This is a genomic window from Xenorhabdus entomophaga (genome assembly GCF_037996725.1).
Taxonomy (GTDB): Bacteria; Pseudomonadota; Gammaproteobacteria; order Enterobacterales; family Enterobacteriaceae; genus Xenorhabdus; species Xenorhabdus khoisanae.
Genome location: NZ_JBBMXH010000025.1, coordinates 23727 through 46841 on the forward strand (window position 1 = coordinate 23727; position 23115 = coordinate 46841).

Here is a 23115-nt window from a genome sequence, read left to right on the forward strand (position 1 = left end):
TCCCTAACTTATTCTGAACGCCAAAAATTCAACCACACCCTATTTGCGCAACAACTTACTGATTTTTTTAACATGAACCAGAGTATTTCTGCTTTTCCGTATATAAATCTTTTCAAGAACCGTTTTTTTGATTCATTTCACAGAAATTAGTCTCTATAATACGCTCCTGTCATGAGTTGAATGGTTTCAGCTAGTTAATTTACCGAATTCAGAAAAAATTACAGATGATTAATCGAACCAAGTCCGCATGTCTGCACATGCTTGACTTCATGCTAAAAAACCATTTGACGCTTTCTGCTATCCGTTTTCCATTATGTTGCGCAACTTACAACTCCAGATGATGTTGGCATAAATGTCAATGGCTGGCGATTCACTCTTTTAATCCATTAAAACCTGTAGATAGATTGTCATGAAAAAAACCAAAATTGTTTGTACTATCGGGCCAAAAACAGAATCCGAAGAAAAATTGACTGAACTGCTCAATGCTGGCATGAATGTAATGCGTTTGAATTTTTCTCACGGTGATTACGAAGAGCATGGTCAACGCATTAAAAATATTCGCGCAGTCACAGCGAAAACTGGCAAAAAAGCAGCAATCCTACTGGATACCAAAGGCCCTGAAATACGTACCATGAAGCTGGAAGGAGGCAAAGATGTCTCTCTCACCGCAGGCCAGATTTTTACCTTTACGACAGATAAATCCATCATCGGCAATCAAGACCGCGTTGCAGTGACTTATGCGGGGCTGCCGGCAGATTTGGTATCAGGTAATACCATATTGGTTGATGACGGTTTGATCGCTATGACAGTCAAAAATGTCACTGAAACTGAGGTTATCTGTGAAGTATTGAACAATGGTGACCTAGGCGAAAATAAAGGCGTTAACCTGCCGAATGTTTCCATCAACCTGCCTGCATTGGCAGAGAAAGACAAACAAGATCTGGTATTCGGTTGTGAGCAAGGTGTAGATTTCATCGCTGCATCTTTCATCCGTAAGCGCTCCGATGTTCTGGAAATTCGTGAGCACCTGAAAGCTCACGCTGGCGAACATATCCAAATTATTTCTAAAATTGAAAACCAGGAAGGCTTGAATAACTTTGATGAAATTCTTGAAGCCTCAGACGGTATCATGGTTGCTCGCGGTGATTTAGGCGTTGAAATCCCAGTTGAAGAAGTTATCTTCGCTCAAAAGATGATGATCGAAAAATGTAATGCAGCTCGTAAAGTTGTCATCACCGCAACTCAAATGCTGGATTCCATGATCAAAAACCCGCGCCCTACCCGTGCTGAAGCAGGTGACGTTGCCAACGCTATTTTAGATGGCACTGATGCAGTCATGCTTTCCGGTGAAAGCGCTAAAGGAAAATATCCTGTTGAAGCGGTTTCCATCATGGCAACTATCTGTGAACGTACAGATCGCGTCATGAACAGCCGCATTGAAAATACCAGAATTCAGAAACTGCGCGTTACTGAGGCAGTCAGCCGTGGTGCTGTTGAAATTGCAGAGAAACTGGAAGCACCGTTAATCGTTGTAGCAACCTATGGTGGTAAGTCTGCAAGATCTATTCGCAAATATTTCCCTAACGCGCAGATTCTTGCTTTAACCACCAATGAAATCACTGCTCGCCAATTACTATTGGTCAAGGGTGTTTCCACGCAGATTGTAAAAGAAATCGCTTCTACTGATGATTTCTACCGCATTGGTAAAGAAGCTGCTTTGGCGAGTGGTATGGCAAATAAAGGCGATATCGTTGTCATGGTATCTGGCGCATTGGTACCAAGTGGCACAACAAACACATCTTCTGTTCATATGCTTTAAGACTGTACTTTTTAATCATGGACATTGTGCTGCCTAGCCTCAGGCAGCACAATCAATCATACTTAAAGCCCATATTGGTATTAAACTGAATTGGGCTTTTTATATTTCCAAGGCGTACCATTATCTTGGTGTACTTTACAATCTATACCTAATAGATTTCAAGATGCAGCGCGACGGCAAGGGAGTGAATCCCCAGGAGCATAGGTAACTATGTGACTGGGGTGAATGAGCGCAGCCAACAAAGCTGCAACTTGAAAGACGACAGGTATATATACAATTGCATCTTGGATTCACATAATAAGTTGCATTACTTTATTGATATTTAGTTCAATTACTTCTCTACCATTAAAATAACCAAATAGACAATTTGTACTCTCATTTATTATGTCAAAACTGTAAAAATGGTATGCACATCACGCAACAATTAAGACGATTCTGGTTAAATCATCTATTCGACTACCATTTTATTGCCGATGCCCAAAAATTATTGGCTTATTTTGAGATAAAGAAAGGTAGAATTTTTCTTCGTAGAAAAAATTTATTCTCTTTCTAAAATAGTTTGTGTAATACTTAGATGGCTACTTGGAGATTAACTTAATCTAGAGGGTATTGTAATGAATCGTACTAAAGTTGTACTTGGTGCAGTAATTCTGGCTTCTACTCTGTTAGCAGGTTGTTCAAGCGCGACTAAAGTCGAGCAACTTGCTTCGCAGGTTCAAACTCTCGGTTCTAAAGTTGACCAGCTGAGCAATGACCTTAGTTCTATTCGTTCTGATGTACAATCAGCCAAAGACGAAGCAGCTCGAGCGAATCAACGCCTTAATAACCAAGTTCGTTCATACAAGAAATAAGCTTGTAGCAAATAACAAAAATGGCGTATACAGTGTACGCCATTTCTCTTTTCCAGTTCCCATTTATTAAACAAAAATGGCTCCCCTTTTCCCCATATCAGCAAAGATTCAGGTTTCAGGTTGATAAATTGGTCCTGGCTGACGTAATCGAGGGATTTTAGCGGGTTTAGTATCAGAAATGGTTACTTCACCATTTTCAATCGGCCCTAAAATTTCCGGCTCTTTTTGACTCATTGAAACCTGCCCTATATTCACCTCTACCGGCATTCCTGAACGGCGGATCATAGCTTGATCAACAAGAATTTCGTTTGTTTTACTATCAGCAATGAATTCCATCAATCCTTCAGAACGCGGGATTGGCAATATCTGTGGATCATCTGTTTCTTGTTTAGAAAGTGGCTGGTGAACTTCCACATAGCGCTTACCATTCGGTTCTACAGCGTATTTAATGGGTTCATTAATGATCTGAACACGCGTTCCCCGTGGAATAATGCGGAACAAATGTTCAATATCGTCGGGCCTTAAGCGAATACATCCCGAACTGACACGCATGCCAATACCAAAATTCGCATTTGTACCGTGGATTAGATATTCACCACGTCCAGCCGCTAAACGTAAAGCAAAATCACCCATTGGATTATCCGGGCCCGCAGGTATCACCGTAGGTAAAATGATCCCCCGGCTTGCATAATCCTTGCGGATATTGGCAGTTGGTGTCCATGTTGGATGTTTGATCAATTGGCTGACTGACGTCGTCATAGTTGGTGTATTACGCCCAAGCTGGCCGATACCGATAGGATATACGATGACATGGTTTGCTCCACTGGGGAAATAATAGAGCCTCAATTCAGCCAGATTGATGATAACCCCCTGACGAGGTGTATCGGGAAGCAGCATCTGTGATGGAATAATGAGTTCCGTACCAGCTTTCGGTAAATACGGATCGACACCAGGGTTAGCTTCCAACATTGCCAGTAAGCCGATTTCGTATTTAGTTGCAATGGATTCCAGTGGAAGCCCATCATCGGGCACAACATAAGTCGAGTTTTTACCAATCAAACGACTATTGGCAGGAGGCAATGGGTATTCGAGAGCATAGGCGATATTAACCAATCCTCCTAACGATAACATGGCAACCAAGAAGATGCTGATAAAAGTTAAAAGTCGTTTCATAACATGCTCCCTGAACTGATACTTGAATGTTATTGGTTAATTAATAGACTACATTGCGAAACTATTCTATCCCATTCACGGCAAAAATATATCGGGTTGTTCCCGTCAGCCAAGTACTGACAGGAACAAAAACGCAATCATCGGTTGAAATAATAATGCTAAGACAAAACCGCTGTAGTCAGGCGAGAGGTACAACACAACTGTTGTTTATCATTATAAATATCAATCTGCCAAACCTGATGTGAACGCCCCAGATGGATAGGTTTACAGACGCCTTTAACTACGCCTTCACGAACAGATTTAAGATGGTTGGCATTGATTTCTACCCCTACCACTTTCTGTTCACCTTCTGAGCAAAGATACCCCGCGAACGAACCAAGTGTTTCAGCCAATACTACCGAGGCCCCGCCATGCAGAATACCAAACGGCTGTTTAGTCCGTTGATCAACAGGCATTATTCCTTCAATAAAATCATCGCCAATCTGGGTAAACTCGATTCCTACATGTCTTACCATGCTCTCATCAATAAATTGATTCAGCATATTCACATCTATATTACGTTTCCAAATCACGTTATTATCTCCAATAAGGCTTGTAATGGATGTTTAAGTTGCTTTCCTTCCAGACGTTTCACCTGACTGCGGCATGAATACCCTGTACTCAGACAGTGCTCTAAAGAGAGATTTTTCAGTGCCGGAGCCCATGAAAGTTTGTAGATACCAATCGAGTTATCCAAATTTTTCTTTTCATGTCCGTATGTACCTGCCATACCACAGCACCCTACACTGACATTATTCAATTGATGACCAAAATAACGGAAAATATCTCCCCATTGTTTACCGCTATTCGGCAATGCCGTCACTTCTGTACAATGCCCCAGTAAATACCAATCCTGGCTGGATATTAAGCTATCACACTTCTCTAGTGACATTTTTTCCGGCAGGTTATTGATTAGCCACTCATGAACTAATTGAACCTGAAAATTACCCCGTCGCTCACCAAGAATATCTTGATATTCATCCCGATAACACAATACTAAAGCGGGGTCGACCCCCACCATAGAAATATTCAGGCGCGCCACTCGATTAAGAAAATCAGCCGTTTTTTCTGCCGTTTTGGCAAACCGGTTCAAAAACCCTTTGACATGCTGAGCTTTCCCGTTCGGTGAAAATGGCAGCAATACAGGTTTATATCCCAATTTTTCCACCAATTGCACAAAATCAGTCACCACTTTCGCATCGTGATAACTCGTAAAAGGATCCTGAACAATCAACACATGCTGAGCACGTTCAGTTGGCGACAGGATTTCTAATTGTTCCAACGTCGTCCCGGCGGCATAATGACCTGCAAGCCGTTGTTGCAATGTCGGATAGGAAAGTAGCGGTAGATCAACCATACCAATAGTGTTTTGGCTGATTTTCTGCACCCATGGCTGTCTCAGGAAAAAATTAAACATCTGAGGTACTTTTGCCATCAATGGCGTACTGTGCTCAACATTCGCAACAATATGATCACGCAGTGGACGCAGGTAACGACCGTGATAAAGTTCCAAAAAACGCGAACGGAACGAAGGGACATCAATCTTGATCGGGCATTGTGTTGAACAAGCCTTACAGGCTAAACAACCTGACATTGCTTCTTTCACTTCATGTGAAAAATCATATTCTCCTCGCCATGCTTTCCAGCTATGGCGCGTTTTTTCAATCAACTCTCGTAAACTGGGGCGCGTCTGGTCAAATCCCTGCTCCAATAAATCAGGCTTAACACCCTGCTCCGTCAAAAGCCGCAACCACTCCCTGACAAGGGTTGCCCTCCCTTTGGGAGAGTGTATGCGATGCTGGCTAATTTTCATTGAAGGGCACATGGGGCTTTTGACATCAAAATTGAAGCACAAGCCATTGCCATTACATTCCATCGCTCCACGAAATGCCGTTCTCACATTGACAGGGATTGTACGGTCATAAGTTCCTCGCTTGGCGGCATCAACTTTCATCATTGGGGAATCAATGCCAATTGGTGGGCAAATTTTCCCCGGATTCAGGCGATTAAATGGATCAAATGCCGCTTTAATCCGACGCAATTCATCATACAAAGTTTCGCCAAAAAAAGCCGGGCTGTATTCCGCACGGAATCCTTTACCATGCTCACCCCATAACAAACCACCATATTTTGCTGTCAAATGAACAATTTCATCAGAAATCTGCTTCATCAAGACTTCTTGTTGAGGATCACACATATCCAGCGCAGGGCGCACATGCAAAACGCCTGCGTCCACATGTCCAAACATGCCATAATTCAGTTTGTGACTATCCAGCAACTGACGAAACTCGACAATATAATCAGCAAGGTGTTGCGGTGGAACACAAGTATCTTCGACAAATGGAATTGGTTTGGCAGCGCCTTTACTGTTACCAAGTAATCCAACGGATTTTTTCCGCATAGCATAAATGCGTTCAATATCCATTAAGTCATGACACGTTTGATAGCCAATGATGCCCGCTTGATTTTTTGCCATCAACTCATCAAGGCGCAGACAAAGATCGTGAACCAATTGGTCAATTTGCTGTTCGTCATCACCACTGAATTCAACAATATTCAACCCCTGCATATCCTTATCAGGCACATCAGCGATTAATTCTTTCACTGAATGCCAGATGATATCTTCACGCGCCAGATTGAGCACTTTAGAGTCAACAGTTTCGACTGAAAGTGCTTTCGCTTCTACCATAAAAGGAGCATTACGCAGGGCAGAATCGAAAGAGTCATATTTAACATTCACCAACCGCCTGACTTTTGGCAGCGGCGTAATATCCAACGTAGCCTCTGTAATAAAGGCCAGTGTGCCTTCAGAGCCGGTCAAAATACGGGTAAGGTCAAACGTCTGCATATCATCGCTGAACACATGGCGTAAATCGTATCCTGTCAGGAACCGATTGAGCTTAGGAAACTTCTCAAGAATTAACTTCCTTTGCTCACGACAACGCTCCAATACCGTTTTATAAATCCCCCCGATGAGCGTCTCTTCCTGAGCAATCGATTCCGCCAATGCCGTATTCATAGGTCGGGTATCAAACATTCCCCCCCCCAATAAAACAGCACGCACACCCAGAACATGATCAGAGGTTTTGCCATAAACCAACGATCCCTGGCCGGAAGCATCTGTATTGATCATGCCGCCCAAAGTGGCGCGATTACTGGTTGAGAGTTCAGGAGAAAAAAAGTAACCAAATGGTTTCAGATATTGATTGAGTTGATCTTTGATAACACCGGCTTCGACTTTGACCCATCCCTGTTCTGGATTAATTTCCAGAATACGGTTCATGTACCGGGACATATCCACCACAATACCATTGTTAAGTGATTGTCCATTCGTTCCAGTTCCCCCACCTCGTGGGGTAAACGTCAGAGTTTGAAAACGTTCCTCACCTGCTATCCTTGTCAATAATACAACATCGGCACTGGAGCGTGGGAATACAACAGCTTGCGGCAACAATTGGTAAATACTGTTATCTGTCGCCATAGTCAGTCTATCGGCGTAACTACTGGTTGTGTCTCCAGTAAAGCCAGCTTCTTTCAATGCAGTCAAATAGTCCTGTGCCAGATCACTGACATGGGGGGCTTGTGATATACGTGGGATCATTGGCTAGTTGCCCCTTTTCTCATTAGCATTTAGTATCAACATTGCGTTCTATTTATATACTATCCAGGGTAGCGTAACTCAGACACTTGCCTGAGAGGCAGGCTTTTAACAATATCACAATATTTATCTATTTTGAGCAACCAGTGAAATAACGTTATATTTAATTACCATTGTTACTGCCAACAGTACTTTCAATTGCCAAGAGAAATTATTTCATGGAAAAATCGCAATCATACCAAGATTTGCCCAAACTGTTATTCGCTCTATTTTTCATTTTATTGCTCATTACAACCAGTTTTTGGGTCTTAAGCCCTTTCATTTTGGGATTCATTTGGTCAGGAATGGTCGTTATCGCAACTTGGCCCTTGTTGGAAAAACTACAACAACGATTATGGGGAAAGCGCTGGATCGCCGTTTCCATAATGACGTTACTATTAGTCTTATTGTTCGTTATTCCGATCGCATTACTGGTCAGCAGCTTGGTGGAAAACAGTGCGCCATTGATTGCATGGGCAAAATCCCCTTCTGCTTTTCACCTGCCACAATTGGAGTGGCTCAGCCGCATACCTGTTGTTGGCGATGATTTATATCTTAAATGGCAAGCTCTCATTGCTGATGGCAGTAACCTGCTTCTCAATAAAATCCCGCCTTATATCGGTAAAGCAGCAACATGGTTTTTTACTCAAGCCGCTAATGCAGGCCGCTTCCTTTTCCATCTGGCACTGATGGTAATGTTCAGCGTATTACTGTATTGGAAAGGTGAACAGGTTATGCTCAGTATTCGCCATTTCGCTATCCGGCTGGCAGATAAACGTGGTGATGCAGTAGTATTACTGGCAGCGCAATCCATTCGTGCCGTTGCCCTTGGTGTGGTTGTCACAGCATTGGTTCAAGCCATCGCGGGTGGAATTGGGCTAGCCATTGCCGGCATTCCCTATCCAATGATTTTAACAGTGCTGATGTTTGTATGTTGTGTTGCCCAGCTTGGGCCTCTGCTCGTCCTCATTCCATCTATTGCATGGCTTTATTGGACAGGAGAAACAACATGGGGAACCCTTTTAGTTATCTGGAGCCTGATTCTGACGACAATGGATGGTGTGCTTCGCCCCTTCCTTATTCGCCTTGGTGCTGACTTACCGATGGTTTTAATTCTTACTGGTGTAATCGGTGGCATACTTTCTTTGGGTGTAATCGGGTTATTTATTGGCCCTGTTGTGCTGGCAATTTCTTACAGCCTCCTGTTGGCATGGATGAATGAAGTCCCTAAACCTGAAAGTAATAAGGCAGATACAGAAAAACATTTCAGCAAGAAGCACGTTAAATAATCAAATAACTGCGTGAGAATATTATTTTCTCACGCAATTATCATTGCGATGAATATACCTTCCAAGTCATATCCAAAAAATAAATTCACTTTTCAAAAGAAATAAAAATCACCGGGAAATTGTTACAGAAAAGTTATTTTTTCAAAGTTTCTTTTCCAGACTCTATTTATTAAGAGGATTCTTAATGAATAAACTCATTTATTAAATTAGTATTCTTTACATCGAAACAAATGTTTCCCAGTGAATTGCTACCTCAGCCTATAAACGCCATAGGCTGGGATGAACGAAGTAATATATATTGCTGTGTGTAGTCTTTGCCTGTCAGCCCATGATAGGCTTTTTTTTGGCATTTTTTCAGTTTTTCTTCTATTAATTAATCAATAATACTAAAAAAGATCATGCTGCATAGAATATAAAAGCCTGCGAATATTCTGACAGGCTTTTAAATTCAGGCCTGAACTATATTCAGCTAGTTACTTTTAGCCAAAGAAATCCAAGTTTTCACTACCGTATCTGGATTAAGCGATAAACTGTCAATTCCCTCTTGCATTAACCATGCTGCAAAATCTTCATGATCTGAAGGGCCTTGACCACATATACCGACATATTTTCCCTGACGCTTCGCTGCTTGAATTGCCATGGAAAGTAATTGTTTTACGGCATCATTACGCTCATCGAATAATTCAGATACTACACCAGAGTCGCGATCTAACCCCAGGGCCAACTGAGTCATGTCATTTGAACCAATTGAAAAACCGTCAAAATACTCAAGGAATTTGTCTGCCAATAACGCATTTGATGGAATTTCACACATCATAATGATTTTCAAACCATTTTCACCACGCTTCAGACCTTGAGATGCCAATTCAGCCACCACAGCTTCAGCCTGAGTCACTGTACGTACAAATGGGATCATGACTTCAACGTTAGTCAGCCCCATAATATTGCGCACCCGCTTGACCGCTTCACATTCCAGAGCGAAGCATTGGCGGAAGTTGTCAGAAATATAACGGCCAGCGCCACGGAAACCCAACATCGGGTTTTCTTCGTGCGGCTCATACGTATCTCCACCGACCAGATTCGCGTATTCATTGGATTTGAAATCTGACAAACGAACAATCACACGTTTCGGCCAAAATGCTGCTGCTAATGTTGCAATGCCTTCAGTTAATCGTCCCACATAAAATTCAACTGGATCATCATATCCCAGCATTAACGCTTTAATCTGCTCTTGCAATTCAGGTGACTGCCGAGAGAATTCAAGTAACGCGCGAGGATGTACGCCAATCATCCGGTTGATGATAAATTCCAAACGCGCCAGACCAACCCCTTCATTCGGCAAACAAGCGAAATCAAATGCACGATCAGGGTTGCCGACATTCATCATGATCTTAACATCTAATTCCGGCAGTTCATCAACCTGAGAACTCTGAACACTGAAATCCAATTTATTCTGATAAACAAAACCCGTATCACCTTCCGAACAAGAAACCGTTACTTGCTGGCCTTCTTTCAGACGTTCGGTCGCATCTCCGCAACCAACCACGGCGGGTATCCCCAACTCACGGGCAATAATGGCAGCATGGCAAGTACGCCCGCCACGATTGGTGACAATGGCCGCCGCTTTTTTCATAATGGGTTCCCAATCTGGATCGGTCATGTCCGTTACCAGCACATCCCCCGCTTGAATCCGGTCCATTTCACCAAGATTATGAATAACCTTAACAGTGCCGACACCAATACGGTGACCAATAGCCCTGCCTTCCACCAGCACGTTACCCTGTTCATTGAGCTGGTAACGTTCCATCACCTGTTGATTTGAACGAACAGTTTCAGGACGGGCCTGCACAATATATAACTTACCGTTGTGCCCATCTTTTGCCCATTCAATATCCATCGGGCGTCCATAATGTTTTTCAATCAATAGTGCCTGTCTTGCCAGCGCTTCTACTTCACTATCAGACAAAGAGAAGCGATTGCTTAGTTCGTCTGCTACATCTTCCGTACGTACCTGTTTTCCATGCTCTTTACTATCGGCATAAACCATGCGGATTTTTTTAGAGCCAAGATTACGGCGTACTATTGCAGGACGGTTATTTTTCAGAGTAGGTTTGTGGACATAAAACTCATCAGGATTCACTGCACCCTGTACAACCATTTCACCGAGACCATAAGCTGATGTAATGAACACAACCTGATCAAAACCTGATTCTGTATCAATTGTGAACATCACGCCAGATGATGCCAGATCAGAGCGTACCATCCGCTGTACGCCCGCAGAGAGCGCAACACCACGGTGATCATATCCCTGATGGACACGATAAGAGATAGCACGATCATTGAAAAGTGATGCAAAAACATGTTTGATGGCAACCATCACAGCATCAATGCCTTGCACGTTCAAGAAAGTTTCTTGCTGTCCAGCAAAAGAAGCATCCGGCATATCTTCAGCGGTTGCGGAAGAACGCACAGCGAAAGAAGCATCAGGTTCGCCTTCAGACAATTGCAGATAAGCATCACGGATATCTTTTTCAAGTTGAGCCGTAAATGGCGTATCAATCACCCATTGACGAATCTGTGCGCCAGTCTTGGCCAGTTGATTAACATCATCAACATTGGTTTCATCCAGCAATTGATAAATGCGCTGGTTCACACCACTTTGTTCCAGAAAATCATTAAATGCCTGTGCAGTCGTTGCAAAACCATTAGGAACTGATACGCCAAGTTCTGCCAGATTGGTAATCATCTCGCCAAGAGAGGCGTTTTTACCACCGACCCGATTAACATCATTCATGCCTAATTGGTTATACCAGAGTACATTGCTTGGGGTGAGGCCACTATTGGACATTAGCAACTATCCTTTTTTACATTCTCGAAGTACAAATCGGAAAAATTAAGGCTGCTCTTCACAGCAGGAAATAGCCTAGCACATTGTTTTGTCATATATGGAAAGGTGAATCGATCAACCCAACAATATTATTTTTTTACAGGTATAATCGGAAAACATGGTTGTATTGATAATCCTTGATAAAAACGATTCAGCCAAACAACTTTATAAAGTTTGATAACTAACAATAGCAATCTAACAATAAAAGAAACAAACAATGATAGAAACTTACCTCCCCCAAACAGCAGAAAATGAAAAATCGGAACGCAGCGTATTTTTTATTTCCGATGGGACAGCAATTACCGCAGAAGTATTAGGTCATGCCGTCTTATCTCAATTTCCGATTGCTACTACCTCCTATACCCTACCGTTCGTGACCAGCAAAACTCGGGCTGAAGAAATCAGAGATCAAATAAATGCGATATATCAGCAAACGCAAATCAGGCCATTGGTCTTTTATTCCATCATTTCAGATGAAGTAAAAAGCATTATTACCCGCAGCGATGGGTTTTGTCAGGATATTGTCCAGGCACTGGTTGCGCCATTACAACAAGAAATAGGTATGGCTCCAAAACCAGAATTACATCGGACCCATGGATTATCCAAAAAAAATCTGAGTCAATATGATGCTCGTATTGCAGCGGTTGATTATGCTCTTGCTCATGATGATGGCGTTTCATTACGCAACCTTGATCAAGCCCAAGTGATTATTCTCGGCGTATCACGTTGCGGAAAAACACCGACCAGCCTCTATCTTGCCATGCAGTTTGGTATTCAGGCTGCGAACTATCCTTTCACTGCCGATGATATGGATAACCTACAATTACCCCCTGATTTAAAGCCCTTTCAGCATAAATTATTCGGCCTGACTATCAGTCCGGAAAGGCTTGCAGCCATTAGAGAGGAACGAAGAGAAAATAGCCGTTATGCTTCATTACGCCAATGCCGCGTAGAAATTGCTGAAGTTGAAGCACTATTTCGTAAAAACAAGATTAATTATTTGAATACCACTAATTATTCCATCGAAGAAATTTCAACCAAGATTATTGATAGTATGGGATTGAAACGCCGTATGTTCTGATTCTGATACCCGCGCGTTTCACAATATTTATTCACGGCACTTTCTCGCTCAAATAGCATTATTGTCTGTTGAATTTGCTGAAAGTTGAGTTATTGTGATCTCTGTCATTCCAGACACTGTCTCAATATGAAGGAAAATTCGAGAAAGTATATGTACAAAACAGATGAGTTAAGAACCCACCGTATTGACAGCCTTATCACACCTAAAGTGCTTGCCGAACGATACCCTATATCAGAAAAGACGTTGCAAAACGTGACATCGTCACGAAAACGTATCGAGTCCATTCTGACAGGCGATGATCAACGTTTACTGGTCATCATTGGCCCCTGCTCCATCCATGATGTTGATGCAGCTCTTGATTATGCCTCCCGCTTACGCACATTGCGTGAAAAATACCAGCACAGTCTGGAAATTGTAATGCGAACCTATTTCGAAAAACCGAGAACAGTTATTGGTTGGAAAGGTTTAATTTCAGATCCTCTGCTAGATGGTTCCTGTCAGGTCAATGAAGGGATCTCACTTGCCCGTAAACTATTAATTGATATCAATGAATTAGGTGTTCCCACCGCCACAGAATTTTTGGACATGGTGACGGGTCAATACATCTCCGATTTAATTAGTTGGGGAGCGATTGGGGCCAGAACCACAGAAAGCCAAATCCACAGAGAAATGGCTTCTGCTCTGTCATGTCCAGTTGGTTTTAAAAATGGGACAGATGGCAATACACTTATTGCCATTGATGCCATTCGTGCAGCACGGGCCAGACATACGTTCCTGTCTTCTGACAAAAATGGTCAAATGACTATTTATCAAACCAGTGGAAATCCCTATGGGCATATTATTATGCGGGGCGGAAAAAAACCGAATTACGGTGCGGAAGAGATTGCAGCAACCTGCCATAAATTACGTGAGTTTAACTTACCCGAACGCTTGATTGTGGATTGCAGCCACGCTAATTGTCAGAAAATCCATCGCCGTCAATTAGATGTCGCAAAAAATCTGGGAGAACAGATTCAAGCTGGTTCAACTGCCATTGCCGGCGTCATGGCTGAAAGCTTTTTGGTGGAAGGTACTCAAAAAGTGGTTCAGGGAGAACCTTTGACCTACGGACAATCCATTACCGACCCATGCCTTGGCTGGCAGGATACCGAACAATTTATCAGTATCCTTGCCAATGCTGTTGAAAATTGTTCCTGAATCCTTTCCCTATTCTGGCTCCTGTGTGTTATTGTCGGAGCCAGATAAATCCATAAAAAACCATAAAAATCAATCAATTGATCATTTAACATAGGTATAAAAAAAATAACTTGAAGTTAACCTCTATTGAAACGATAATTATTCTCAATATTAGAATAATTATTGTTCAATTTGGTTATGGAAAAATTAGCGTATCGTCAACATTGCTACACTAACCTCCTGCAACAGCAGATTCTTCCTGATCTATCCAACGATTCTGTAAAGCACAATTGTATTGATGACCAATCACCATCAACAAAATTGTATGTCATAAAAATGTGTAAAAAAAGCAGATTCCCTCAACGTATTCGACAAAATGCAGCAAATTTATTCTGACATAGCAAAATTTTTAGCAAGCTCACCTTTTAAGCATCAGCAAGGTGTTGCTCTTTCGTTTTAATTTATAAAACACTATTTAAGCACGGAGATTGACCTGCATGACCCTAATTAAATCGCCCAGCCTAAGATTGTCTGCATTAACCGTAGCTATCTTTGCAAGTTTATCTTCAGCGAATGCAGCGACAGCAATTTCTGAAAAGGACAAATCATCCAAAGACACTTTAACTGTTTACGCCACGGGTAATCAGCGTGATAGTTTTGAGGCTCCGATGATGGTTACGGTCATTAATGGTAATTCAGCCAGTAACAAAGTTGCAGGCAATGCAAGTGATTTACTGAACAAAATCCCGGGAATTGAAATTGCTGGCTCCGGACGCGCCAATGGGCAAGATATCAATATGAGAGGTTACTCTCAGAAGGGTGTTCTCACCCTTGTGGACGGCATTCGGCAAGGAACCGATACCGGGCATCTTAATGGCGTATTCCTTGATCCTGCACTGATTAAGCAAGTCGAAATTGTTCGTGGCCCATCGGCTCTGTTATATGGTAGTGGTGCTCTCGGTGGTGTTATTGCCTACCAAACAGTAGATGCAGCTGATTTATTGGAAAAAGGTAAAAACACTGGTTTTCGCGTTTTTAACCGCGCAGGCACAGGGGATCACAGTCTGGGATTTGGTGGTACCGCATTCGGTAAAACAGAACAACTTGATGGATTATTGGCATTTGGTACCCGCGATGTAGGTAATATCCGCTACGGAGATGGCACGCAAGGTCGTAATGATGAAACCATTGGTAATATTCTGGCAAAAGGCTCCTGGAAAATAACTGACAGCCAGACGCTCAGCGGTGACTTACGCTATTACCGCAATGAAGCACATGAACCCAAAAATCCACAAGAACCTAACGATAATAGTAGAAACCAAAAGGTAGACCGCACCACAGCACAACGTGATGTACATCTGACTTATCAACTGAATCCATCAGACTACAACTGGTTAAACACCAGAGCGGATATTTATTATTCCGATGTAAATATTAATACAAAAAATAAAGACAAAAGTTTTGAAGGCCGTAAACAAGCAACTTACGGTATAAAACTTGAAAACCGCTCCCATTTGCCAAACACTGCTTTTGCAGCGCATCAATTTACCTATGGCGGCGAAATCTATAAGCAAAGACAAAAGCCAAGCAGTGATATTGTTGTAGGTTTTCCCAATGCCGATATTCGTTTTGCATCCGGCTGGATTCAGGACGAAATGACTTTACGGGAGTTGCCTGTTTCGTTTATTGCGGGTACGCGTTATGACAATTATAAGTCTTCAAATAACAAATATGACGATATCAGTGCTGACAAATGGTCATCAAAAGGCGCCATTAGCGTTACTCCAGCCGATTGGCTGATGATGTTTGCTTCCTATTCTCAGGCATTCCGGGCGCCAAGTATGGGCGAAATGTATAACGATTCGAAACATTTTGATATGCCTCCAATGAGGGGACGCCCAGGATTTACAAACTATTGGAAACCAAATCCAAATTTACGCCCTGAGAACAATGAGACACAAGAATATGGTTTCGGGCTGCGTTTTGATGATTTGTTAGCCCGCAATGACGGTTTGAAACTTAAGGCCAGCTATTTTGATACTAAAGCGAAAGATTACATATCTTCTATTGTTACCTCTGATAGGAGATTTACGACGTCATTGAATATTCCAAAGGCTAAAATTTGGGGTTGGGATGTTTCTATGACATATGACTCTGATTGGTTCTCTTGGGATCTCGCTTACAACCGTACAACTGGTAAGAACGAAGAAACGGACGCATCTATCGAAGCTCTCAGCCCAGATACCCTGACCAGTACATTGGACATTCCATTATCTACTACAGGTTTCTCCATTGGTTGGATCGGTAAGTTTACCCAACATACCAATCTTAGGGGTGTAAATGGTGATAAAAACGAACGAGGGCAGAAAATCCAACAATATTCAGGTTATGCCGTCAATGATTTCTATGTCAGCTATCACGGCGATGGAACATTAAAAGGGCTGACGACCTCTGTCGTACTGGGTAATGCTTTCGATAAAGCTTATTACTCATCTTTGGGTGCACCACAAACGGGTCGCAACGCCAAACTGTTCGTCAGTTACCAATGGTAAATAGTAATAGACCATGCCATTAATTTTTAAAATGAAATGTATTTTTAACGCCATTTTTTAAGGAGTCAGCAACTGTGAATCAATCACTTTATGAACGTTACCAACAAGCCAAAGCAGATAACAAAGCTAAATATGCACGTGACCTCGCGGCTTATCTCAATGTCAGCGAAGGAGAGTTATTGCAGAGCCGTGTCGGTATTGACGCAAAACGTTTGAATATTGATGCTCCAACCTTACTTCAGGAACTGGCGACAGTTGGCGAAACCAAGGCAATTACCCGCAATGATTTCGCTGTTCACGAGCATATTGGCCGTTACGAAAATACCAAATTCAGCCCACACGTTGGTTTGATCCTCAACCCACGTGAACTTGACCTGCGTTTGTTCTTCGAACACTGGAATAGTATTTTCTCTTTGGTTGAGCCTGCCAAGAATGGTATGCGTCACAGCATTCAATTCTTTGATCGCCAAGGTGACGCACTGCATAAGGTCTATACCACCAGTAATACGGATATGGCTGCGTGGGATGCTTTGATCGAAAAATATCAGTCCAATGAAAATCCGGCGCTGGAGATTCAGCCAGAAAAAGCACCTGAACATGCAGAAGTCACTGAGCAATTACGTGCACAGTTAGATGAAGAATGGCGAGCGATGACTGATGTACATCAATTCTTCATCATGATGAAACGCCATAATCTGAACCGCCAGCAAATTTTCAATGCTGTCAGTGATGATTTGGCATATCGTGTTGATAATTCAGCAGTAAACCAGATAGTTGAAACTGCCTATAACGATCAGAACGAAATCATGGTCTTTGTCGGAAACCGTGGCTGCGTTCAGATTTTTACCGGCAAACTGGAGCGTTTGATGCCTTATCAGGAAGAAAATTCCTCTCAGAAATGGCTCAATATTTTCAACCATAATTTCACTCTGCACCTGATTGAAAGTGCCATTGCTGAAAGCTGGGTTACCCGTAAACCAACAGATAATGGTTTTGTCACCAGCCTCGAGTTATTTGATGCCAATGGAAATCAAATCGCACAGTTATACGGTCAACGCACCGAAGGTACTCCAGAGCAAGCTAAATGGCGTGAACAAATAGCCGCTCTGCCTAAACTGCAACCAGAACAGGAAACTTATATAGCATGAAAAAGTGGCTTCTAACATTTATGCTTGCCATCTCCTTCAATGTGTTCTCTGCTGAGCGCATTGTTACAATTGGTGGCGATGTGTCTGAAATTGTTTTTGCACTTGGCGAAGGAAAGCATGTTGTCGCAAGGGACAGTACCAGCCAAAATCCCAAAGCATTACTCTCTCTACCCGATGTAGGGTATATGAGGATGCTGAATTCAGAAGGGATTTTGTCTATGCGCCCATCATTGGTGATCGCCAGTGAATCGGCTCAACCTTCTCTGGCACTCAAGCAAGTCGAAGATTCCGGTGTAAAAGTTATTAAAGTGACCAGCGAAACCTCGTTAGAAGCCGTTCCTGAAAAAATCATGACCGTCGCCAAGGCGGTCAATCAGGAAAAACACGGTGAAGCATTGATTGCCCAATACCGGCAACAATTAGCAAATATCGCCACATCAGATATTCCCACTAAGGTCATTTTTGTCATGAGCCACGGTGGCATTATGCCAATGTCTGCCGGTCAAAAAACAGCCGCAGATCAGATTATTCGTGCGATTGGTGCAAAGAATGCAATGCAGGGAATTCAAGGATACCGCCCTCTGTCTCAAGAAGGAGTTATCGCCAGCAAGCCAGATTTGTTACTGATCAGTACAGAAGGATTGAAGACTTTAGGCGGTATGGATAAAGTTTGGCAACTTCCCGGATTAAATTTCACTCCCGCAGGCAAGAAAAAACAGATCGTTGTTGTTGATGAAATGGGTCTGCTTGGATTTGGGCTGCAAACGCCTGCCGTTATGAAACAAGTCCGTGAAGCCGCGGAGAAAGTGCAATGAGTCGTTCTCAATCCCCCAGTATCGGTCTGATAATACTGGGTTTGTTGTTATTCTTTCTAGCAATCAGCTCAGCCAACATGGGGGCATTGCCACTTTCTTTTAAAACCCTGTGGGAATCCTCTTTGGAGGATCCACAGTGGCAAATTTGGTTAAATATTCGGTTGCCACGTATTCTATTGGCAATTCTTGTCGGATGTGCATTGGCTGTGTCTGGTGCCGTGATGCAGGGGTTATTCCGCAACCCCCTGGCCGATCCCGGGTTATTAGGGATCAGTAGTGGAGCAGCACTTACAGTAGCAATGGCTATCGTCCTGCCTTTCACTTTACCAGCCAGTATTGCGCTATACGGCCATATTATTGCGGCTTTTGCCGGCAGCTTATTGGTATCCTCCCTGATATTCTCTCTTAATAAATATAGCCACGGTAACCTATCAAAGCTGCTACTGGCAGGTATCGCAATTAATGCACTGTGCATGGCATTTATTGGTGTATTAAGTTATATCAGTAACGATCAACAATTGCGCCAGTTTTCCATTTGGATGATGGGGTCGTTAAGCCAAATTCAATGGCCAACGCTGATAATTGCCGCATCCCTCATTATTCCCGTTTGTATACTGTCATTCAGCCAGTCACGAAAGTTAAATTTGCTTCAATTGGGTGATGAAGAAGCACATTATTTAGGCATCAATGTCCAGCGTACTAAATATCAATTATTATTACTGAGTGCGTTGTTGATCGGATGTGCAGTTGCACTGTCTGGTGTCATTGGTTTTATCGGTTTGGTTATTCCACATCTTGCCAGAATGCGGTTTGGTGGCGATCATACTTGGTTGCTACCAATATCAGCTTTGGGCGGAGCATGCCTTTTGTTAACCGCTGATACACTAGCCAGGACATTGGTTTCTCCCGCCGAAATGCCAGTAGGATTGATAACGGGTTTGATTGGTGCTCCCTATTTCTTATGGCTGATCCTTAAGTCATCAGGAGGCCGTTTATAATGGAACGGGTCGTGTCAGATAACTTGCTTGAAGCTAAAAATTTAAATTATTTCGTCGGCCAACACCAGATAATCAGAGATGTTTCACTTTCCATTCGTTCTGGGGAAGTTGTCGCGATTATTGGCCCAAATGGGGCGGGAAAATCAACACTGTTACGATTATTAACTGGCTATATTCCGCCAAACTCAGGAACATGCCTGTTAAAAGGCGTTCCCATTTCCCGCTGGCCGACTCAGCAACTCGCTCGTATTCGTGCGGTAATGCGGCAATATAGCGCCCTTTCTTTTCCTTTTAGTGTGGAAGAAGTCATTGCAATGGGTCGTGTTCCCCATGAAAATGCCCACAACAAAATCGCTATTGATGAAGCTATTGCATTAACTGAGTGCGAAGAACTGAGAAAAAGAAATTACCAACAACTTTCAGGTGGAGAACAACAGCGGGTTCAGTTAGCGAGGGTTTTAGCCCAACTTTGGCATCCGGAGCCTACAGAATCTTGTCTCTTTTTGGATGAACCCACCTCAGCGCTGGATCTTTATCATCAACAACATACACTACGACTCGTTCATCGCCTGACACGTCAGCAACCTATTGCTGTCTGCTGTGTGCTGCATGATTTAAACTTGGCTGCCCTTTATGCTGACAAAATTATCCTTTTGCACAAAGGAAAATTAGTCGCATCAGGCACTCCATACGATGTACTGCGGGACGATATTCTCAAACAATGGTATCAAGCTGATTTAGGTGTCACCCAACATCCTGAAACTCATCAACCACAAATCTATCTCAGGCAGTAAAAAGAGTGATTATTCTCTTCACCTTTCGGATCTTAGCTGATTAGCTACAGTTTCAAATCTATTGTTCGGATAAAAAGAAACAAATAACATATAACGGTTCTTAACCCTAAATCGCACGTTTTGCGTATACGACAAAAAGGAAATTCTTAAAATGGCACGCGCAATAACGTAAATAATTATTTATATATCGGTATCTTTTTAGCAAAAACCCCACTCACGTGGGAGGTAAACATGTTAGAAAATGTTATCAACGATATAGTCAGATGGCTAGAAAGCCAACTGCAACAAACAGAAGGCATAAAGATAGATGCTATTGCTCATAAGAGTGGCTATTCAAAATGGCATTTACAACGAATTTTTAAGGAATTAAAAGGTTGTACACTAGGCCAATACGTACGCCGACGCCGTCTTCATGAAGCAGCCAGATCTTTGCATGAAGATAATTTGCCGATTCTTGATATTGCTCTGCAATATGGTTTTAGTTCTCAGGCTACATTTACCCGGATATTTAAAAAACATTTTAACACTACGCCGGCTAAATTCAGAGAAAACGGGCAACTACCTGAATTAAAGACTTTTTTACATTGTGAAGAATAAAAATTTTTAATAAGTGTCACCCTTTATGGTCAACTTTCCTGTAGTTGACCATTTTTTTCACACTTTGCTAAATTTTCAGGTTATTTCAATTCATTGATGAGCCAGTGATACGATTGCTGTAGCTCTGTATCCAAAGAAGGATATAACTCACTAATTTGCTGAATGATCCGTCCAACTGCCTCTGGCTGGTACAATACCCCAATTAACTTTTCAGCCAGTAATTCAAACGGTGCAGGTTCAAGACTGTCGGTAAACATCTGGCAACGGCTGATCACACCATGTTCAACATCAACATGCAGCTCAATTCCCCCCCAACGGAATCGTGTATCTAACGTATGACTGAACGCTGGAGCCTGACCAAAATTCCATTCCCAACTACTCTGCTTAGCAAAAATATCACTAAAACCCGGCAAATCAGGTAAAACCTGCGGTGAAATAATTTCCGCCTTAACTGTTTCGCCAAAATGGTCAAAAAATGCCTCAATAATGCCCTGACAAATCTTTTCATGTGTAATATCGGGCAATAATTCAGATAAGTTTGTTACTCTGGAACGAACCGACGTAATACCTTTCGCCTGTAATTTTTTAGGATCAGGATTAAGGTAATCGGCCAGACGATTCAAATCTGCGTTAATCAATAAAGTTCCGTGATGAAATCCCCGATCTTTAGTTTCCCGATACGCAGAACCAGAGATTTTACGTTCTCCTTCAGGGGAAAATAAAACCAGATCATTGCGGCCAGAAGCTGTCGCATGAATCCCTGATTTTTTCAGCCCTTCAAGGATGATTTGCGTGGAAACAGTTTTGTTATATTCAGGTTTACCTGCCATAAAAGTGAAGCACGTATTACCTAAATCGTGAAAAACCGCCCCTCCGCCACTGCTACGTCGAGCCAGTTTAATGTCATCTTGTTCCATTCTTCGGGTATTACACTCTTTCCAAGGATTTTGTGCACGCCCAACTACGACAGTATTATCATTACGCCATAAGAAAAGAACACGCTGATTTGGTGGCATCTGTCGAAAAATACACTCTTCAACAGCAAGATTAAACCAAGGATCGTGAGAGTCTGACAGCAACAAACGTAATGTGGACATTTTTGGCTCCGGCAAAGGAAAACAGAACATTAAGATATCATAAAGCGTTGCCGGGAAAATGGGATGAAAGTGGGATCACATCCTGCGAGCCTGCCAGAAAACACGGCGCCAATACACATTATCAAGCGAGGAACGGATTACCCCCTTGCTGGTAGATGCGTGAATAAATTCATTGTTAGTATCATAAATACCGACATGCAAACCACTCTCACCACTGCCCGTCTTGAAAAAGACCAAGTCTCCCGGCATCAAATCATCTTTGCTAATCTTTGTGCCTAATCTGGTTTGTTCACTCGTTGTGCGGGGAAGCCGGATATTAAAACGATCATAAAAAGTACGATAGACAAAACCAGAACAATCAACACCACGTCTATCCATACCACCGTAACGGTATGGCGTACTATGCCATTGTTCAAGTTGATCTCTTAGCTGGGCTATGACCATTATCGGATCAGAAAGGGCAACTCTTAACGGAGGGGGGGTAGATTTGGAAGCAGGATTAGTACAGCCAACAAGAAATAGGCTAAATAGCAAAAACAAATATCTCAATTTCATTGTCAAACACCTGCTATCTCTTACTATCATAGTGAATTTAATATGCTTTCAGTTTTGCTTATTTTCGTGCAATTAAGGTTATTTTACGCTATTTTTCTATTATCAGCACCCCTGATAGCACCCCCAAGAACACCTTATATGATATCCCCATACTATTGAGAGACTAAGCAGGAGAATATCAATTATGGCTTACTATAGTATAGAAAAACGCCCCCGTGCGGACGGCACTTTGCGTTACCGATGTACTGTTGGAGTTAAGTCTGGAGGTAAGTATATATATCGAGAGAACCGTACATTTATAAAACACTCCCATGCTAAGACATGGGGTGCCAAAAGAGTAGTAGAACTTGAACAAAATGGGATTCCAACACATGGTGATGTAGATGAATTAACAGTTGGTGACTTACTATCCAGATATATCAATGATCCAAGCTTTGGAGGAAAAACAGGGAGAACGAAAAAATCTGTATTAAACACATTGGGTCATGCTTCCAATCAGGGCGCGAGCATACTCTGATTAATTTTCACCCAAAGAAAACTCTTGCCCGATAATCATCACACCAACTCGCTTTTTTAAGCTTATTTCTTTGGCTGGGTGCACCGCAAT

The 23115-nt window shown here is 42.4% G+C and carries 18 protein-coding genes; 12 read left to right on the forward strand and 6 right to left on the reverse strand.

The window, feature by feature from the left end; translation table 11 throughout:
- Positions 1-409: 409 nt before the first annotated feature.
- Positions 410-1819, forward strand: a complete 1410-nt coding sequence (gene pykF / locus AAC854_RS07430; RefSeq protein ID WP_340616538.1) for a pyruvate kinase PykF — start codon at positions 410-412, stop codon at positions 1817-1819.
- Positions 1820-2433: 614 nt separating this feature from the next.
- Positions 2434-2670, forward strand: coding sequence for a major outer membrane lipoprotein (locus AAC854_RS07435; RefSeq protein WP_047964342.1), 237 nt, complete (start codon positions 2434-2436; stop codon positions 2668-2670).
- A gap of 108 nt (positions 2671-2778) precedes the next feature.
- Here AAC854_RS07435 and AAC854_RS07440 read toward each other — a convergent pair whose 3' ends face one another.
- The 3 genes from AAC854_RS07440 to ydiJ all read right to left on the reverse strand — a co-directional run bounded on the left by AAC854_RS07440 (position 2779) and on the right by ydiJ (position 7483).
- Positions 2779-3843 carry a L,D-transpeptidase family protein gene (locus AAC854_RS07440; protein ID WP_340616539.1) on the reverse strand — a complete coding sequence of 355 codons (1065 nt, stop codon included), beginning with the start codon at positions 3841-3843 and terminating at the stop codon, positions 2779-2781.
- Between the two features lie 158 nt (positions 3844-4001).
- Complete coding sequence (locus AAC854_RS07445) at positions 4002-4415, reverse strand: hotdog fold thioesterase (RefSeq protein WP_340616540.1); 414 nt, start codon at positions 4413-4415, stop codon at positions 4002-4004.
- On the reverse strand, positions 4412-7483 hold the full coding sequence (gene ydiJ / locus AAC854_RS07450) for a D-2-hydroxyglutarate dehydrogenase YdiJ (protein ID WP_340616541.1): 3072 nt from the start codon (positions 7481-7483) through the stop codon (positions 4412-4414). Before ydiJ ends, AAC854_RS07445 begins: the two co-directional genes overlap by 4 nt.
- 215 nt (positions 7484-7698) lie before the next feature.
- On the opposite strand from ydiJ, the gene ydiK reads away from it, so the two are divergent.
- Positions 7699-8808 (forward strand): AI-2E family transporter YdiK, encoded by a 1110-nt coding sequence (gene ydiK, locus AAC854_RS07455; protein ID WP_340616542.1) that lies wholly within the window; start codon positions 7699-7701, stop codon positions 8806-8808.
- Between the two features lie 469 nt (positions 8809-9277).
- Here ydiK and ppsA read toward each other — a convergent pair whose 3' ends face one another.
- Entirely contained in the window at positions 9278-11656 is a 2379-nt protein-coding gene (ppsA, locus tag AAC854_RS07460) for a phosphoenolpyruvate synthase (protein ID WP_340616543.1), read from the reverse strand.
- Between the two features lie 256 nt (positions 11657-11912).
- Here ppsA and ppsR point away from each other — a divergent pair, with 256 nt between their 5' ends.
- From ppsR to AAC854_RS07500, 8 genes are all read left to right on the forward strand, one after another.
- A complete protein-coding gene (gene ppsR, locus AAC854_RS07465) occupies positions 11913-12776 on the forward strand; it encodes a posphoenolpyruvate synthetase regulatory kinase/phosphorylase PpsR (protein WP_340616544.1) in 864 nt (287 codons plus the stop codon).
- A 150-nt stretch (positions 12777-12926) separates the two neighbouring features.
- Positions 12927-13973, forward strand: a complete 1047-nt coding sequence (locus AAC854_RS07470; protein WP_340616545.1) for a 3-deoxy-7-phosphoheptulonate synthase — start codon at positions 12927-12929, stop codon at positions 13971-13973.
- A 476-nt stretch (positions 13974-14449) separates the two neighbouring features.
- The gene (locus tag AAC854_RS07475; protein WP_340616546.1) at positions 14450-16504 is read left to right on the forward strand and encodes a TonB-dependent hemoglobin/transferrin/lactoferrin family receptor; all 2055 of its coding nucleotides are present in this window, start codon (positions 14450-14452) and stop codon (positions 16502-16504) included.
- Positions 16505-16578: 74 nt separating this feature from the next.
- Positions 16579-17652: a hemin-degrading factor gene (locus AAC854_RS07480; protein WP_340616547.1), complete on the forward strand. Its 1074-nt coding sequence runs from the start codon at positions 16579-16581 to the stop codon at positions 17650-17652.
- Positions 17649-18467 (forward strand): heme/hemin ABC transporter substrate-binding protein, encoded by an 819-nt coding sequence (locus AAC854_RS07485; protein WP_099115311.1) that lies wholly within the window; start codon positions 17649-17651, stop codon positions 18465-18467. Before AAC854_RS07480 ends, AAC854_RS07485 begins: the two co-directional genes overlap by 4 nt.
- A complete protein-coding gene (locus AAC854_RS07490; RefSeq protein ID WP_340616548.1) occupies positions 18464-19465 on the forward strand; it encodes a FecCD family ABC transporter permease in 1002 nt (333 codons plus the stop codon). The genes AAC854_RS07485 and AAC854_RS07490 overlap by 4 nt, the downstream gene beginning before the upstream one ends.
- A complete protein-coding gene (locus AAC854_RS07495; RefSeq protein ID WP_340616549.1) occupies positions 19465-20259 on the forward strand; it encodes a heme ABC transporter ATP-binding protein in 795 nt (264 codons plus the stop codon). Before AAC854_RS07490 ends, AAC854_RS07495 begins: the two co-directional genes overlap by 1 nt.
- Positions 20260-20490: 231 nt before the next feature.
- A complete protein-coding gene (locus AAC854_RS07500) occupies positions 20491-20856 on the forward strand; it encodes a helix-turn-helix domain-containing protein (RefSeq protein ID WP_340616550.1) in 366 nt (121 codons plus the stop codon).
- Positions 20857-20936: 80 nt separating this feature from the next.
- Here AAC854_RS07500 and AAC854_RS07505 read toward each other — a convergent pair whose 3' ends face one another.
- Together AAC854_RS07505 and AAC854_RS07510 are read right to left on the reverse strand one after the other, a co-directional pair.
- The gene (locus tag AAC854_RS07505) at positions 20937-21953 is read right to left on the reverse strand and encodes a lipoate--protein ligase (protein ID WP_340616551.1); all 1017 of its coding nucleotides are present in this window, start codon (positions 21951-21953) and stop codon (positions 20937-20939) included.
- Positions 21954-22028: 75 nt separating this feature from the next.
- Positions 22029-22508, reverse strand: coding sequence for a C40 family peptidase (locus tag AAC854_RS07510; protein WP_340616552.1), 480 nt, complete (start codon positions 22506-22508; stop codon positions 22029-22031).
- Between the two features lie 184 nt (positions 22509-22692).
- Between AAC854_RS07510 and AAC854_RS07515 the strand changes: the two genes are divergently transcribed.
- Positions 22693-23025 carry a hypothetical protein gene (locus AAC854_RS07515; protein ID WP_422824062.1) on the forward strand — a complete coding sequence of 111 codons (333 nt, stop codon included), beginning with the start codon at positions 22693-22695 and terminating at the stop codon, positions 23023-23025.
- Positions 23026-23115 lie beyond the last annotated feature (90 nt).